Source organism: Vannielia sp. SX4, from assembly GCF_052828525.1.
In genome coordinates this window covers 2,475,004-2,489,410 of the sequence record NZ_CM128247.1, presented here as the reverse complement: position 1 = coordinate 2,489,410, position 14,407 = coordinate 2,475,004, and the positions used below count along the sequence as shown (strand labels likewise).

Here is a 14,407-nt window from a genome sequence, read left to right as displayed (position 1 = left end):
CGCACTTCCCTCGCCGCCCAGAACGGGCCTGCACTTCACCCCCGCACCGCTCAGCCGTGTCTGACCGGGGGATTTGCGGCCCACTCTTGGACCCTTCCCCGTCGCGGCGCCCTGACTTGCCTTCCAGAAGTCCAGGTCGCAATCTCTCCCGCAGTGTCTGCAGATCTGTCTCCAACCCGGACGGCCGCGATCGTTCTGCTCGTCATCGCGATGATGGCCGCCTTGGCCGCCGCCTTCGTGACCCCTTTCCTCTCTTGGCTCGACCGGCCCGGCTTCTCGGCTGCCGATCTGCAAATGCCGATGGAATGGGCGCACGACGGGGTCAGTTACCGAGCAGATTTCGCAATGGCGGGGTGGTGTGGATTGCAGGTCACTACGGAGGTGCTTTCGCCACCCGAGCGCAAGGCCGAGTCGCGCGAGTGGAGTTTGATCATGCGCGAGTTGGGCGATGCCACCCTGCTCGTGGCGCCCGAGGCGCCGATGGGCCTGCCCGCCGCCCTCGTCACCCGGTCCCGCCAAGGCGAGGAGTTTGTGCATACCTGTCGAACCGGAACCGGAGACACCTGCAGCCCGTCGGAGCGTGGCAGCGCAATCATCCCGATTCCCGCCGAGCTGACCGAGCATGCGGAGGCCATTCTCGAAGACCTGCACGCTCAGATACGCCACTGCCGCAGCGCGATCTGAGGCGCCCCTTGCCAGAAGGCCCCCAAGCGGGCATCCAAGGGCCGTCCGCCCGGAGGCCCGCCGCGTGAAACCAATCATCATTTCCATCGCCGCCCTGCTGGTGCTTGCCGTAGTCGCCGCGCTGTCGTTGGGTCTTGCGCGCCAGAGCCAAACCGCGGGCAGCGGCGAAGATCAGGCCTTCCCGACCGAGTGGAGCGCGGGGCAATTCATCTATCGGACCGATTACACCCTCGCCGATTGCGAGATGCGGATCACCACCGAGGTCATGGAGCCTAAGGGCTACGAGGCCGAGAACCGGGTGCTGATCGCCCCGCTCACCGCGCTGGACCCGGCGCGCATCGAGACCACCGCGCGCAACCCCGCACTCGGCCTGCCCGGGTTGCTGACCTTCCATGCCAAGCCCGGCGCGGCGGTGCGTTGCGAGTTGCGCGCAGGCGGCCCCTGCCCTACGGCAACACGCGACAAGGCGGAGCTTCAGCTGCCGCCCTTCTGGGCCGACCGGCCCGATGACCTGGCCCGGCTCGTCCGCGCCGAGATTGACGGATGCACTGCCCCATGACCGACCCGCTCGTGATCTTCACCCCCTCGGGCAAACGCGGCCGCGTGCCCGCCGGCACCTCGGTTCTCGCCGCCGCCCGCAAACTCGGCGTCGATCTCGACTCCGTCTGCGGCGGGCGCGGGATTTGCTCCAAGTGCCAGGTCAGCCCCGGCTTCGGCGAGTTCTCCAAGCACGGCGTCACCGTGGCCGAAGACGCGCTCACCGGGTGGAACGATGTCGAGGCGCGTTATGACCGGGTGCGCGGGCTGAAAGAGGGCCGCCGCCTTGGTTGCCAGGCCTGCATCGAGAAGGACGTGGTGATCGACGTGCCGCCCGAGAGCCAGGTGCACAAGCAGGTCATCCGCAAGAGCGCCGACACCCGCGCCATCGAGATGGACCCGGCAGTGCGGCTGTATCTGGTGGAGGTCGAAGAGCCCGACATGCATGCGCCCACGGGCGACCTTGAGCGGCTGAAGGTCGCTCTGGAGAAGGCATGGGGGATCAAGGGCTTGCAGGTCGATCCTGACCTGCTCACAGGGTTGCAACCGGCGCTGCGCAAGGGCAACTGGCAGGTCACCTGTGCGGTGCATGATGCGGGGCATGGCCCCCGGCTGCTCGCGCTCTGGCCGGGCTTTCACGAAGGGCCGCTGCATGGCCTCGCCATCGACCTCGGCTCTACCACCATCGCCGCCCACCTCTGCGATCTGGAGAGTGGCGCGGTGCTGGCCTCGTCAGGCGTGATGAACCCGCAGATCCGCTTTGGCGAAGACCTGATGAGCCGCGTCAGCTACGCGATGATGAACCCTGGTGGCGCGGCGGAAATGACCACGGCGGTGCGCGGCGCGCTGGCCGACCTCGCCCGCGCCTGCGCCGAGGAGGCCGGAGTCGCGCCAGACTCGATCTTCGAGATCACGCTGGTCTGCAACCCGGTGATGCACCACCTCGCGCTCGGGATCGACCCGGTCGAGCTGGGCCAGGCCCCCTTCGCGCTCGCCATGTCCGACGCTCTGGAGCTGCCCGCCGCCACGCTCATGCCGGAGGCGATCCACCCCCAGGCCCGCGCCTTCGTGCTGCCCTGCATCGCCGGGCATGTGGGCGCCGATGCCGCCGCCGTCGCGCTCTCGGAAGCGCCGCACAAGTCCGACGACCTCGTGCTGGTGGTCGACGTGGGCACCAACGCCGAGATCCTGCTGGGCGACAAGCGCCGCGTGCTGGCCTGCTCATCGCCCACCGGCCCCGCCTTCGAGGGGGCGCAGATCAGCTCGGGCCAGCGCGCCGCGCCCGGGGCCATCGAGCGCATCGAGATCGATCCCGAGACCAAGGAGCCGCGCTTCAAGGTGATCGGCTGCGAGCTGTGGAACACCGAAGAGGGCTTCGACCTTGCCACCGCGACGACCGGCGTGACCGGCATCTGCGGCTCCGGCATCATAGAGGCGGTGGCCGAGATGCGCATGGCCGGGCTGCTCGACCGCTCCGGGCTGATTGGCTCGGCGGAGGCCACCGGCACCGCGCGGATCACCCCGCAGGGCCGCACCTATGAATACCTCATCCACGACGGCACCGCCGAGGGCGGCCCGCGCATCACCGTCACCCAGGGCGACATTCGCGCCATCCAGCTGGCCAAATCGGCGCTCTATGCAGGGGCGCGGCTGCTGATGGATGAGCTGGGTGTCGACACGGTGGACCGGGTGGTTCTGGCCGGGGCCTTTGGCGCCCATATCAGCCCCAAACACGCGATGGTGCTGGGCATGATCCCCGATGCGCCGCTCGCCCAGGTCACCAGCGCGGGCAATGCCGCCGGCACCGGCGCACGGATCGCCCTGCTGAACCGGGCGGCGCGGGGCGAAGTGCAGAAGATCGTGCGCGAGATCACCAAGGTCGAAACCGCCATCGAGCCGCGCTTTCAGGAGCATTTCGTGGCCGCCAACGGCATCCCCCATGCCTCCGACCCCTTCCCCGAGCTGAGCAAGGTGGCGCCCATGCCGGAGCCGTCCTTCAACACCGGCGGCAGCGGTGAGGCGGGCGGGCGCAGGCGGCGGCGCAGGGGCTAAGGCCGCCCGGATCGGCGGGTTTTATCCCATGACAGGCTTTGTCATTGGTAATGCCCGGGGCGAGGCCCCATATCAGTTTCAACGCAGCACAGAGCTGACGGAATGAAACGATATCAAGGCAATAGACCGATGAGCATGGCCCTTTTCTCAACCCTCGCAGCGGCGCTTGGCACCGCAGCGGAGCGCGCGCCGAGCGGCGGACCCGTGAGGCAACGCGCCCCGGCCGCCGTGGCCGCCCGCGCAGATTAACTCTCCCTCCGGCGACTGACGGACGGCACCCCAAGTCATCCTCCCCTGAACGGCCCGATTTCTCCGCGGGCCGGGGGTGCCGTCCGCGCCGGCCCTGCGGGGTGGAGCGTGGCAGGTCAGGCCCTGCCCCTCCGCCCCGCCTCTTTTTCAGCATCTTGACGGCGGCCCCCGGCCCCCGTATCTCAGCCTTCGCGGCGGGTATGATGTAATGGTAGCCTGTCAGCTTCCCAAGCTGAACGCGCGGGTTCGATTCCCGCTACCCGCTCCAGATTTCTCCAGATGCAGCTCTGATCGATGCGCCATGACGGCGGCGCTTTTGGCTGCGCCTTCACGGCGCCCTGTCGCCCTCACCGCCGTTTGCGGATGAAATCCACCAGCATGCGCGTGCTGTCGTCCTTGTCGGCGCCATCGGCCTCGCCGGCGACGACGGGTTGCAGCGCCAGCGCCAGCTCCTTGCCAAGCTCCACGCCCCATTGGTCGAAGCTGTTGATCCCGAGGATCACCCCCTCCACGAAGACCCGGTGCTCGTAGAGCGCGATGATCATGCCCAGCACCTCCGGGGTCAGCTCGGGGTAGAGCAGCATGGTCGAAGGCCGGGAGCCGGGGAAGGTGCGGTGCGCGGCCTGCCGCTCCAGTTCTGCCCCCTCGAAGCCCTTGGCCGCCATCAGCGCCATGGCCTCCTTTTTCGAGCGGCCGTTCATCAGCGCTTCGGCCTGCGCGAGGCAGTTGGAGACGAGCAACTCGTGCTGATGCGCCAGCTCGCTCTCGTGGCCGCGCGCGGCAACCATGAACTCGCAGGGCACCACCCCGGTGCCCTGATGGATCAGCTGGTAGAAGGCATGCTGGCCGTTGGTGCCCGGCTCGCCCCAAACGACCGGGCCGGAGGGCACCTTCAGCTTTTCGCCATCCATCGCCACCCGCTTGCCGTTGCTCTCCATCTCCAGTTGCTGGAGGTAGGCGGGCAGCCGGGCGAGGCGCTGGTCATAGGGCAGCACGGCGCGGGTCGGGTAGCCGCAGATCTGGTGGTGCCAGATGCCGACGAGGGCCAGCAGCACCGGCAGGTTGTCTTTGAACTCGGCGGCGCGGAAATGCCTGTCCATCGCCTGCCCGCCGCGCAGGAAGGCGCGGAACCCCTGCGGCCCGATCGCCAGCATGAGCGAGAGCCCGATTGGCCCCCAGACAGAGTAACGCCCGCCGACCCAATCCTCGAAGCCGAACACCCGGCTCTCAGGGATGCCGAAGGCGGCGGTTTTTTCCATATTGGTCGAGAGCGCGGCGAACTGCGCCTTCGGGTCGCCCCCGCCCTCGCTCATCCAGGCTTTGGCGGTGGCGGCGTTGGTCATGGTCTCGATGGTGGTGAAGGTCTTGGAGGCGACGATCACCAGAGTGGTCTTGGGGTCGAGGCCGCGCAGCGTGTCGGCAATATCGGCACCGTCGACATTGGCGACGAAATGGGTGCGCGGGCCGTCGTGATAGGGCGCGAGGGCGAGGCAGGCCATCGCGGGGCCAAGATCGGAGCCGCCGATGCCGATGTTCACCACATCGGTGATCTGGCCGCCTGCCCCGGTGAAGCGCCCCTCGCGGACCTCGTCCGAGAACGCCTCCATCCGGCCGAGCACTTCCTTGATGCCGGGCATCACATCGGCCCCGTCCACCATGACAGGCCCGCCGTCGATGCCCCGCAGCGCCGTGTGCAGCACCGCGCGGCCCTCGGTGTCATTGATCTTTTCGCCGGTGAACATCGCCTCGCGCTTGGCGGCCACCCCGGCCTCTTCGGCCAGTTGCATCAGCAGCCAGAGCGCCTCGGTGTCGATGCTCGTCTTGGAGAAGTCGAACAGCATGTCGCCCATCCGGGCCGAAAAGTTGCGCGCCCGGTTCGGCGTGGCAAAGAGCTTGGCGATCGGGCGGCGGGCATGTTCGGCGTGATAGGCCCTGAGCTTCTCCCACATGGGTGGCATCCTTTCCGTCAATCCGCCTCGCGGACTCTATTGCTCCAAAATCGTGCAGGAAGGTTTAACGCCTTCCGCGGGCGGCCCGGCGGGGCCGCTCAGGGCGCCCAATGCACCGTGGCCTCGCCCAGAACCGCCCGCACCGGGGCCTCCTCGGCGCTCAGGCCGCGGGCGCGGTGCAGCGCAGCCAGCTTGGCCTCGCCGGTGATGAGAATATGGGTCGAGAGCGCGCCCTGCAGCACCGGCGCAGAGAGGGTGATGCGCGGCTCGCCCGCCTCTTCGGCCCGCATCGGCAGCAGGATCGGGGCGTCATGGCCAAGTGCCTCCTCCAGCCGGTCGGCGCCGGGAAAGAGCGATGCGGTGTGCATATCGGCGCCCATCCCCAGCAGCAGCACCGAGATCGGCAGATGCGGCTTCAAGCCCTCCGCCAGCGCCTCCATCGCGTCTTCCGGGCGCTCGGCCGCGGCGTAGAGCGGCACGTAACGGGCCGCCTCGGCAGGGCCGGTCAGCAGGCGCTCCCGGATCAGCCGGGTGTTGGAGCGCGGGCTGCTCTCGGGCACCCAGCGCTCGTCGTTCAAGAACACCGTGATCCGGCTCCAGTCGAGCGACTTGCGGCCTGACAGAAGGTCGAAGATCGGGCCGGGCGTGGTGCCGCCGGGCACGCAGAAGCTGGCCGCCTCGTGGGTTTCGAGCGCCATCGTCAACTCCGATGAGATCTGGTCGGCCAGATCCATCATCATCATCTCGATATCGGGGTATTCGCGCAGTTTCATGCCTTGATGTCCCGCCATTTGCGGCCGTCGCGATGCATCAGCGCCAGCGCGTCCTCGGGGCCGGAGCTGCCTGCGTCATAAGGCTTTGGCACGTCATTGCGCGATTGCCAGCCATCGATGATCGGGTCGGTCCAGGCCCAGGCGGCCTCCACCTCGTCGCCGCGCATGAAGAGCGTCTGGTTGCCCCGGATCACATCCATGATCAGGCGCTCGTAGGCGTCGGGCACATCCTCGGCATCGGGGCCGAGCGCCTCGGCGAACGACATGTCGAGCGGCACGTCCATCAGGCGCATGCCGCCGGGGCCGGGCTCCTTGATCGTGACGCCAAGCTCCATGCCCTCGTTTGGCTGCAGGCGGATGGTGAGGATGTTGCGGTGCAGCCCGGCCTCGGGGCCGAAGATGCTGTGTGGCGTGTCCTTGAACACCACCGCGATTTCGCTCGCCCGCGCCCGGAGCCGCTTGCCGGTGCGCATGTAAAACGGCGTACCGGCCCATCGCCAGTTGGAGATGCCGACCTTCATCGCCACGTAGCTCTCGGTGCGGCTTCGCGGGTCTTCCACATCCTCGCGGTAGCCCGGCCCGTCCTGCCCGGCATCATACTGCCCGCGAACAATGTGATGCGGGTCCACCTCGTCGAGCGCGCGGATCACCTTGAGCTTCTCGTCGCGCACCGCGTCCGGGTCGAACTTGGCGGGCGGCTCCATCGCGATGAGGCACAGGAGCTGCATCAGGTGGTTCTGCACCATGTCCCGCATCGCGCCGGACTTGTCATAGTAGCTGCCGCGCCCGCCCACGCCGACGGTTTCGGCCACGGTGATCTGGATATGGTCGACGTATTGCGAGTTCCACAGCGGCTCGAAGAGCATGTTGCCAAAGCGCACGGCCATCAGGTTCTGGACCGTTTCCTTGCCGAGGTAATGGTCGATCCGGTAGATCTGGTGCTCGTCGAAATGGGCGGCCAGATCGGCGTTCAGCGCCTTGGCACTGGCGAGGTCATGGCCAAAGGGCTTTTCAACCACGATCCGGCTGCGCTCGGTGGCAATGCCGTGGCTGCGCAGGCGCGAGGCCAGATCGCCAAAGAGGCTGGGGCCGACCGAGAAGTAATAGGCGCCGATCACGCCGGGGCGCATCTTGCCCTTCAGCTCTTCCCAGCCGTCCTCGCCGCGCGCGTCGATCGCCACGTAATCCAGCCGCTCCAGAAAGTCGCTCACCCCGGCCACATCGCTGGCATGCTTGGGGTCGCCGAACTCCTCGATCGCCTCTTTCACCATCTGCTGGTAGCCCGCGCGGTCGAGGTCGGAGCGGGCGGCGCCGATGATGCGGGCCTCGGGCGGCATCTGGCCGGAGGCCATGCGGCGATAAAGGCCGGGCAGGATCTTGCGGCGGGCGAGGTCCCCGGTGCCGCCGAAGATCACCAGATCAAACGGATCGACGGGAATGACGCGTGAAACCATGGGTTCTCCCTCGCGGCTTTCCGCCTCTCTTTCGGGCGGGCGTTAGCGCTAACGGCCCCGGTTTACCCGCAAGCCTTTCGGAAGTCTAGCACCCGTGGGAGGCCGGGCAACCCGGCGAATGAACGGATTTGTCACGTGAAGCCGGGTTGACCGAGGCGGCATAGGCGGCAAGTCTGGCCGGGCCGGTGGCACCCGTGTTTTGCCAGTGGTGACAGATAGAAACACCGATTTTGCAGCCCCCACGGCTGCCCAATTCTGACCGAGGTCATTTATAACCCTGCGCCGCCGGAGCCCTGCCATAAGGCCCGCGCCGCATCTCCAAGACGAAAAGGACCGTTCATGCCTGCCCTCAAGCCCCTTGCGCTCGCCGCGACCCTTGCCATTGCCCCGCTTGCCGCCTCGGCCCAGAGCGGCCCGGCGCTGATCGACCAGTCGGACCCCGAACATGTGGCCCGCGTGGCTGGCGTGCTCACCGGCATGGGCTTTCAGGTCGAGCAACTCAATGGCAGCGAGCGCTGGGGGTTTCTGGCCAGCTACAAGGGCAGCAAGCTGCTGCTGGCCCCGGTGAGCTGCAATGAAGGCAAGCCCTGCAACTTCCTGCGGTTCGAGACCCGCTACAGCTACCCCGCCCCCTTCGACGAGGCCGATATCTCCGACTTCAACACCCGCGCGTGGTGCTGCAAGATGGTCCAGCCGGAGCCAGGCAAGATCCACCTGTCAATGACCCTGCCCTTCACCGCCCCGATGACCGAGGAGTATCTGCGCAGCAGCCTCGTGGTGCATTACTCCATGCACAACACCGCGTGGGACATGCTGACAGAATGGAACGAGCGCGGCGCCAGTGTCGCCGCCGCCCCGGCGGGCCCCGCGCCCGATACCCCCTCGCTCGGGGTCAGCCCCGCCGAAATCAAGGGCGCCGCCCCTGCCGAACCGCCCAAGCTGGGCGTCGGTGTAGGCAGCTTCAGCCTCGAGGAGCTGATGGAATGATCCGGTCGGCGATGAGAGTCCTGAAAGCTGCAATGCTGGCGGCGGCACTGCCGCTTTCCGGGGCAGCCCCCGCTCTTGCAGGCACCGACCGGAGCCCCACGCCCGAAACGCTCCGCGGCTGGCTCGTCGAGTTGGGCCATGAGGCAAAGATCGTCGAAACCGGCAGAATCCCCGTGGTCAGCTTCACCACCGGGCTGCACAGCGGCATCTTCCGGTTCAATAGCTGTTCCGCCCTCGACAACTGCCTCTTCGTGATGCTGGTCACAACCTTCCCGCACGATCAGAAGGTGAGCAATTCGCAGATGGCAGAGCACAACCTTAAGAACTGGTGCTGCAAACTGGCACGCACGCGAGACGGAATCCGCTTTTCAATGCCCTTCCTTGCGCGCGGCGGCTTCGACAAGGAGATGATGGCCGAGGCACTGCGGATCTATCCGGGCCAGCTCTCCTACATCGCATCGACCTACGGGCTGCGCCAACCTGAGCCGTGATCTGGCCAAGCGGCCTTATCAGGCCTCCAGCTCGGCATCCCAGTACAGGTAGTCGACCCAGCTGTCGTGCAGGTACCCGGGCGGGAAGCGGCGGCCCATGTTCATCAGCTCGCCCGCGCTCGGGGGCCGGGGCGGTTTGCGCAGGCTCATGCCGGTCTGCGCCAGTTGCCGCGAGCCCTTGCGCAGGTTGCAGGGCGCGCAGGCGGCCACCACATTCTCCCAGCTGGTGCGCCCGCCACGCGCGCGGGGCACCACGTGATCAAAGGTCAGATCGCCCTTCGCGCCGCAGTACTGGCAGCGAAATTCGTCTCTCAGAAACAAATTAAAGCGCGTGAAGGCCACGCGCTTTTGAGGTTTCACATAGTCTTTGAGGACGACGACGGAGGGGATCCTGATCTCGGTCGACGGACTTCGGACCACCTCGTCATATTCGGCGATGATACTCACCCTGTCGAGCCAGGCCGCCTTCACGGCCTCCTGCCACGGCCATAGCGAGAGTGGATAGTAGGATAGCGGACGGTAGTCGGCGTTCAGCACCAGTGCGGGGTGGTGTTTGAGGTTCGTGGGTTCTCGGACGAAGGTCGTCCTGAAGTCACCGTCCATTTGCCGTCTCTCCGTGCTCGTCTGCCTGCTTTTCTCGCTTCTCGCGCCTGAGTCTTTCCCCGACTATATCTTGGGTTTTACCCCGCGCAACCCCCGCAACATGCGGTGTTGTCTGAACAAATGCCCCGATTCCATGACAGGGGTGTAACGGGCGCGCGACAGTTATCCACAGGGCGTCCTCCGGCGCGATGCTGCGATGCCGCATATAGGGCGGGGTGGCGACGGGGCCAGTTTGGCCTCAGGCACCGGCCAGATCGAGCATCATCGCCAGCAGCCCAAGCTCGAGGTCTGCCTCCAGCCGCCCCTTGGCCCGCCACGCGATCGACAGGGCCACCTTGGCCGCCGCCCAGCCCAGCATCTCCGCCTCGCTTATCCCGGCGACCGGGGCAAAGACCGAGGCGAGGTGCCGCGCGCGAGCCGGGTCGGCAATGAGCGCCTCGGCGCCCTTCGGGTTGCGGAAGGCATTGGCGAGGTCGAAGGCGCGTGGCCCGACGATGCCCTTGGCGTCAAACGCCGTCCAGCCGCGCGGGCCGTCCTTCACGTTGTCATGGTGCAGGTCGCCATGCAGCGCGATGGCCTCGCCCGCCCCGTCGATCAGGCGGCGCATCAGCGCCCTGCCCCGCTCCATCGCCGCCCGGTCAGTTTCCGCCAGCTCCGGGCCGAATTCCAAGGCAAAGAGCGCCCGGCACCAGTCTTCCGCGCTGACCACCCGCGCGCCCGGCCAGGCCGTCGGCTGGCTCCAAAGCCGCGACGCAACCCCCGCCAAGAGCGCCGTCGCCTCCCCGTCCCGCCCCTCGCGCACGAGGTCTCCCAAAGACGGCCCGCCGAGCCACTCCATCAGCAGCGCGCCCTCGGCCCGGGCGAACAGACGCACCGCGCCCTGCGCTCGGCGGATCGAGAGATACTCCACCCCCTCCGCCTCATTCACCATCGAGGGATCATGCCAGACCTTCAGCGCCGCAAGGCCCCGGCCCCGCTGGACACGCCAGACCCTGGCAATGGCGGTTTCGGTTATGAACTCTGGCGCGCTCACGCCGAACCGCTCCAGCAGCGCGGCGGGCAGCTCAGTCATGCCATAGGGCGGGACTGGTCCCGCAGTAGAAATACGAGCCTCCGCTCACCCATCCTTCAGCAGAAACTCCCGCAGGAACGCGAAGGCCTGGCTCAACCCCTCGGGGGCAATCCCGTGGGGCGTGCCTTCCATGGTGAAGGTATACACCGGGAAGCCCGCCGCGTTCAGCGCCTGTGCGGCGAGGTTCATGCTCTCGTAGGGCACCAGCGGGTCCTGATCGCCATGGGCCAGCAGGATCGGGAAGGTGCTCTTTTTCTCCGCCGCCAGGCGCTCCGGCTCCAGCAGGCGGCCCGAGAAGCCGACCACCCCGGCGAAGGGCTCGGCCCGGCGCGGGGCGACGTGCAGGCTCATCATCGTGCCTTGCGAAAAGCCGACCAGCGCGACCTGATCCGGCGTCACGCCCTCGGCGTCCAGCACCCCATCCAGAAAGGCGTTCAGGTCTTCGATGGATTGCACCATCGAGGTCTCGGCCTCCTGCTGGCTGGAGCCGTCCATCATCGGGATCGGAAACCACTGGTAGCCCATCGGGTTGTTGCGGCAGGGCTCGGGCGCATCGGGGGCCAGAAACAGCGTGTCGGGCATGTGCTGGCCCAGCGGCTGGGCGAGACCGAGCAGATCGTTGCCATCGGCGCCGTAGCCGTGGAGGAAGATCACCACCTGTTTCGTGGTGCCCGATTGCGGTTCGACCCGCCCGACCTTCAGCTCTCTCGGTGCCATCTAGCTTATCCCTTCGCGGTTCTTCTCCACCCGGAAGTAGGCCCAAAGCAGCCGGGCCGCAACCGCGCGCCAGGGCGACCAGGCGAGCGCCATCTCGCGCAGGGCCTTCTCCGTGGGGCGCTCAGGGAGACCGTAGAGCATCCGGGCGCTCTCCTGCAGGGCAAGGTCGTTGGGGGCGAACACATCGGCCCGGCCAAGCGAGAAGATCGCATACACCTCCGCCGTCCAGCGCCCGATGCCGGGCACCTGCGTGAGCGTGGCGATGACCGCCTCGTCGGGGGCGCTGCGCAGGGCGGCATAGTCGATCCCCGCCTCCGCCAGTGCGCGGGCATAGCGCACCTTGGGGCGCGAAAGGCCGCAGGCGCGCAACTCTTCATCGCTTGCGGCGCGCACCTGCGCCGGGTCGCCATAGCCCGCCGCCTCCACCCTCCCCCAGATCGCCGCCGCCGAGGCGACAGAGACCTGCTGGCTGACGATCGCGTTCAGCAGCGCCGGAAAGCCATCGGCCTTCAGCCGCAGGGGCACCTCGCCACAGGCTTCCAGTGCATGGGCCATGCGCGGGCATTCTGCCGCCAGCCAAGCCGCCCCCTCGGCCACACAAGCCGGGCTCTCGATGATCCGGCCAACCTCGCCTCGGGGGCCAGCACTCACAGCGCCTCCACCCAATCCATCGCGTCCTGCAGGCTCTCAGCCCGGGCCACGCCTTCCGGCGCAGGCGGGCGGGCCAGCATGGCCACCGGCAGGCCCATGGCGCGGGCGGCATCCAGCTTGGGCCGCGCCCCAGCCCCGCCCGCGTTCTTCACCACCAACCAGTCCACCTCGAGCCGGTGGAAGAGCTTCATCTCTTCCTCCACGCTGAACGGCGGCACCGAGAGCAGAAACTCCCCGCCCTCGAAGGGAAACGGCCCATCCGCCATGTCGAGCTGGCGGCAGATGATCCGGCGACCCTCAAGGCAGGCAAACCGCTCCAGCCCGGCCCGCCCGGTGCCAAGGAACACGCAAGCGCGCTCGGGGATCAGGCTGCGACAATCCTCCGGCGCGGCGATCTCGACCCAGTCATCCCCCGGCCCCGGCACCCAAGGCGCGCGCTCATGGTGCAGCAGCGGCAGGCCCAGCTCGGCGCACACCTCGGCGGTGCGGGCGGTGATGGCCTCGGCATAGGGGTGCGTCGCGTCAATTACCGCATCGGGCTGCCACTCGGCCAGAAAGCTGCGAAAGCCCTCTGCCCCGCCAAAGCCCCCCGTGGTTGCCGCCACCGGAAAGGCCCGCCCCCGCATCGGCCGCGCCAGCCGCGCGTGCAGGTCAAACCCCTCGCGCCAGGCCAGCGCCTGCGCAAGCGCACGGCTCTCGCCGCTCCCTGCCAGCAGCAGGATCTTCTTTGCCCCGTCCTTCGCCATCCTGCGCAAGACCATAGAAGTGCCGCATCCGGGGGCCAAGGGCGGTGTGGCAAACAGACTGTTCGCGCTGCGGCACCCCGGCCGCTTGCGCCGCCCTGCCGCTTGGGCTCTATAGCCTGCATGAGCAGTGCCGATATCCCCGCCCCCTCCGCAGATGATCGCAAGGCCCGCCGCAACGTGGCGGTGCTGGTCGCCGCCCAGGCGATTTTGGGCAGCCAGATGCCGATGATCTTCACCATCGGCGGGCTGGCCGGGCAGAGCCTTGCACCGAACATCTGCTATGCGACCCTGCCGATCTCGCTGATCGTGCTCGGCTCGATGCTCTCCGCCACCCCGCTTTCGGCCCTGATGCAGCGCTACGGACGGCGCGCGGGGTTCTTTGCCGGGGCCTTGGGCGGCGCGCTCGGCGGGGCCATCGGCGCATGGGGCCTCTATGTGCAGAGCTTCCCGATCTTCCTGCTCGGCTCGCTGCTGACCGGCGTCTACATGTCGGCGCAGGGCTTCTACCGCTTCGCCGCCGCCGATACCGCCTCCGACACGTTCCGACCCAAGGCGATCTCCTATGTCATGGCGGGCGGGCTGGCCTCTGCCGTGCTCGGCCCGCAGCTGGTGAAGCTGACCGCCGATGCCTATGTGATCCCCTTCCTCGGCACCTATGCCGCGGTGATCGCGGTCAACCTGCTGGGCTCTCTGCTGTTTCTCTTCATCGACATTCCGCGCCCGCCGGTGCCCTCGGCCGATGCCCCCAAGGGCCGGAGCCGGATGGAGCTTTTGAAGACCCCGCGCATCGCCGTGGCGGTGATCTGCGCGATGGTCAGCTACGCGCTGATGAACCTCGTGATGACCTCCACGCCGCTCGCCGTGGTAGGCTGCGGCTTCGAGACCGGTGATGCCGCCGATGTGGTCACCGCCCATGTGCTGGCCATGTTCGCGCCCAGCTTCTTTACCGGCCACCTGATTGCCCGCTTCGGGGTCGAGAAGATAGTCGCCACCGGCCTCGTGATCCTCGCCGGGGCCGGGGCCGTGGGGCTCTCGGGCGTGGAGCTGGAGCAATTCTTCATCGCGCTGGTGCTGCTCGGCCTCGGCTGGAACTTCGGCTTCATCGGGGCGACCTCGATGCTGGCGGGCGCACACCGGCCTGAGGAGCGCGGGCGGATGCAGGGGCTGAACGACCTGATCGTCTTCGGCGGTGTGACGATGGCCTCGCTGGCCTCCGGCGGGCTGATGAACTGCTCGGGCGGCACGGCCCAGGCCGGATGGACGGCGGTGAACCTTGCGATGGCGCCCTTCCTTGTGCTCGCAGGCGGCGCGCTGATCTGGCTCGTGCTGCGCCCGAAGGAGGCGTAGGGCGGAAGCGTCAGGCCACTTGGCGATCCGCAAGTCGGGCAGCGTCGTCCTGTGGGGTGGCGCAAACAACGCCAGTACATGGCACTTTATGGTGC

General features: G+C 67.8%; 14 protein-coding genes and 1 tRNA gene. 7 read left to right on the top strand and 8 right to left on the bottom strand.

All coding sequences use genetic code 11. The features are described 5' to 3' along the window. Positions 1–153: 153 nt before the first annotated feature. From ACUXVX_RS12280 to ACUXVX_RS12265, 4 genes are all read left to right on the top strand, one after another. The gene (locus tag ACUXVX_RS12280; protein ID WP_446308527.1) at positions 154–684 is read left to right on the top strand and encodes a hypothetical protein; all 531 of its coding nucleotides are present in this window, start codon (positions 154–156) and stop codon (positions 682–684) included. A 64-nt stretch (positions 685–748) separates the two neighbouring features. Further along, the gene (locus tag ACUXVX_RS12275) at positions 749–1,243 is read left to right on the top strand and encodes a hypothetical protein (RefSeq protein WP_446308526.1); all 495 of its coding nucleotides are present in this window, start codon (positions 749–751) and stop codon (positions 1,241–1,243) included. Continuing rightward, on the top strand, positions 1,240–3,273 hold the full coding sequence (locus ACUXVX_RS12270) for an ASKHA domain-containing protein (RefSeq protein WP_446308525.1): 2,034 nt from the start codon (positions 1,240–1,242) through the stop codon (positions 3,271–3,273). The genes ACUXVX_RS12275 and ACUXVX_RS12270 overlap by 4 nt, the downstream gene beginning before the upstream one ends. A gap of 443 nt (positions 3,274–3,716) precedes the next feature. Continuing rightward, a tRNA-Gly gene (locus ACUXVX_RS12265) sits at positions 3,717–3,790 on the top strand. Between the two features lie 79 nt (positions 3,791–3,869). Here the strand turns inward: ACUXVX_RS12265 and pgi are convergent. The 3 genes from pgi to zwf form a co-directional block, all read right to left on the bottom strand. Then, positions 3,870–5,471, bottom strand: a complete 1,602-nt coding sequence (pgi, locus tag ACUXVX_RS12260; protein ID WP_446308524.1) for a glucose-6-phosphate isomerase — start codon at positions 5,469–5,471, stop codon at positions 3,870–3,872. Positions 5,472–5,569: 98 nt separating this feature from the next. Continuing rightward, positions 5,570–6,244, bottom strand: a complete 675-nt coding sequence (gene pgl, locus ACUXVX_RS12255; RefSeq protein ID WP_446308523.1) for a 6-phosphogluconolactonase — start codon at positions 6,242–6,244, stop codon at positions 5,570–5,572. Then, positions 6,241–7,698 (bottom strand): glucose-6-phosphate dehydrogenase, encoded by a 1,458-nt coding sequence (gene zwf / locus ACUXVX_RS12250; RefSeq protein ID WP_222469293.1) that lies wholly within the window; start codon positions 7,696–7,698, stop codon positions 6,241–6,243. Before zwf ends, pgl begins: the two co-directional genes overlap by 4 nt. Before the next feature lie 339 nt (positions 7,699–8,037). Between zwf and ACUXVX_RS12245 the strand changes: the two genes are divergently transcribed. Together ACUXVX_RS12245 and ACUXVX_RS12240 are read left to right on the top strand one after the other, a co-directional pair. Further along, positions 8,038–8,685 carry a hypothetical protein gene (locus tag ACUXVX_RS12245; RefSeq protein WP_446308522.1) on the top strand — a complete coding sequence of 216 codons (648 nt, stop codon included), beginning with the start codon at positions 8,038–8,040 and terminating at the stop codon, positions 8,683–8,685. Between the two features lie 11 nt (positions 8,686–8,696). Further along, positions 8,697–9,176 carry a hypothetical protein gene (locus ACUXVX_RS12240; protein WP_446308521.1) on the top strand — a complete coding sequence of 160 codons (480 nt, stop codon included), beginning with the start codon at positions 8,697–8,699 and terminating at the stop codon, positions 9,174–9,176. An 18-nt stretch (positions 9,177–9,194) separates the two neighbouring features. Here the strand turns inward: ACUXVX_RS12240 and ACUXVX_RS12235 are convergent, their stop codons facing one another. The 5 genes from ACUXVX_RS12235 to ACUXVX_RS12215 form a co-directional block, all read right to left on the bottom strand. Beyond that, positions 9,195–9,779, bottom strand: coding sequence for an HNH endonuclease (locus ACUXVX_RS12235; RefSeq protein WP_222469296.1), 585 nt, complete (start codon positions 9,777–9,779; stop codon positions 9,195–9,197). A gap of 238 nt (positions 9,780–10,017) precedes the next feature. Continuing rightward, positions 10,018–10,851, bottom strand: a complete 834-nt coding sequence (locus ACUXVX_RS12230) for an aminoglycoside phosphotransferase family protein (protein WP_446308520.1) — start codon at positions 10,849–10,851, stop codon at positions 10,018–10,020. Between the two features lie 45 nt (positions 10,852–10,896). Further along, positions 10,897–11,568, bottom strand: a complete 672-nt coding sequence (locus tag ACUXVX_RS12225; protein ID WP_446308519.1) for an alpha/beta hydrolase — start codon at positions 11,566–11,568, stop codon at positions 10,897–10,899. Beyond that, on the bottom strand, positions 11,569–12,219 hold the full coding sequence (locus ACUXVX_RS12220) for a DNA-3-methyladenine glycosylase family protein (protein ID WP_446308518.1): 651 nt from the start codon (positions 12,217–12,219) through the stop codon (positions 11,569–11,571). It lies immediately after the preceding gene. Beyond that, complete coding sequence (locus ACUXVX_RS12215) at positions 12,216–12,965, bottom strand: precorrin-6A/cobalt-precorrin-6A reductase (RefSeq protein WP_446308517.1); 750 nt, start codon at positions 12,963–12,965, stop codon at positions 12,216–12,218. Before ACUXVX_RS12215 ends, ACUXVX_RS12220 begins: the two co-directional genes overlap by 4 nt. Before the next feature lie 120 nt (positions 12,966–13,085). Between ACUXVX_RS12215 and ACUXVX_RS12210 the strand changes: the two genes are divergently transcribed. After that, a complete protein-coding gene (locus tag ACUXVX_RS12210; protein ID WP_446308516.1) occupies positions 13,086–14,312 on the top strand; it encodes an MFS transporter in 1,227 nt (408 codons plus the stop codon). The last annotated feature ends 95 nt before the right edge of the window (positions 14,313–14,407 follow it).

Excerpts from the sequence above, each read along its gene's own strand:
- ACUXVX_RS12270 (WP_446308525.1), top strand. The coding sequence starts at position 1,240 with ATGACCGACCCGCTCGTGATCTTCACCCCCTCGGGCAAACGCGGCCGC.
- pgi (WP_446308524.1), bottom strand. The coding sequence starts at position 5,471 with ATGTGGGAGAAGCTCAGGGCCTATCACGCCGAACATGCCCGCCGCCCG.
- pgl (WP_446308523.1), bottom strand. The coding sequence starts at position 6,244 with ATGAAACTGCGCGAATACCCCGATATCGAGATGATGATGATGGATCTG.
- zwf (WP_222469293.1), bottom strand. The coding sequence starts at position 7,698 with ATGGTTTCACGCGTCATTCCCGTCGATCCGTTTGATCTGGTGATCTTC.
- ACUXVX_RS12245 (WP_446308522.1), top strand. The coding sequence starts at position 8,038 with ATGCCTGCCCTCAAGCCCCTTGCGCTCGCCGCGACCCTTGCCATTGCC.
- ACUXVX_RS12240 (WP_446308521.1), top strand. The coding sequence starts at position 8,697 with ATGAGAGTCCTGAAAGCTGCAATGCTGGCGGCGGCACTGCCGCTTTCC.
- ACUXVX_RS12235 (WP_222469296.1), bottom strand. The coding sequence starts at position 9,779 with ATGGACGGTGACTTCAGGACGACCTTCGTCCGAGAACCCACGAACCTC.
- ACUXVX_RS12230 (WP_446308520.1), bottom strand. The coding sequence starts at position 10,851 with ATGACTGAGCTGCCCGCCGCGCTGCTGGAGCGGTTCGGCGTGAGCGCG.
- ACUXVX_RS12225 (WP_446308519.1), bottom strand. The coding sequence starts at position 11,568 with ATGGCACCGAGAGAGCTGAAGGTCGGGCGGGTCGAACCGCAATCGGGC.
- ACUXVX_RS12215 (WP_446308517.1), bottom strand. The coding sequence starts at position 12,965 with ATGGCGAAGGACGGGGCAAAGAAGATCCTGCTGCTGGCAGGGAGCGGC.
- ACUXVX_RS12210 (WP_446308516.1), top strand. The coding sequence starts at position 13,086 with ATGAGCAGTGCCGATATCCCCGCCCCCTCCGCAGATGATCGCAAGGCC.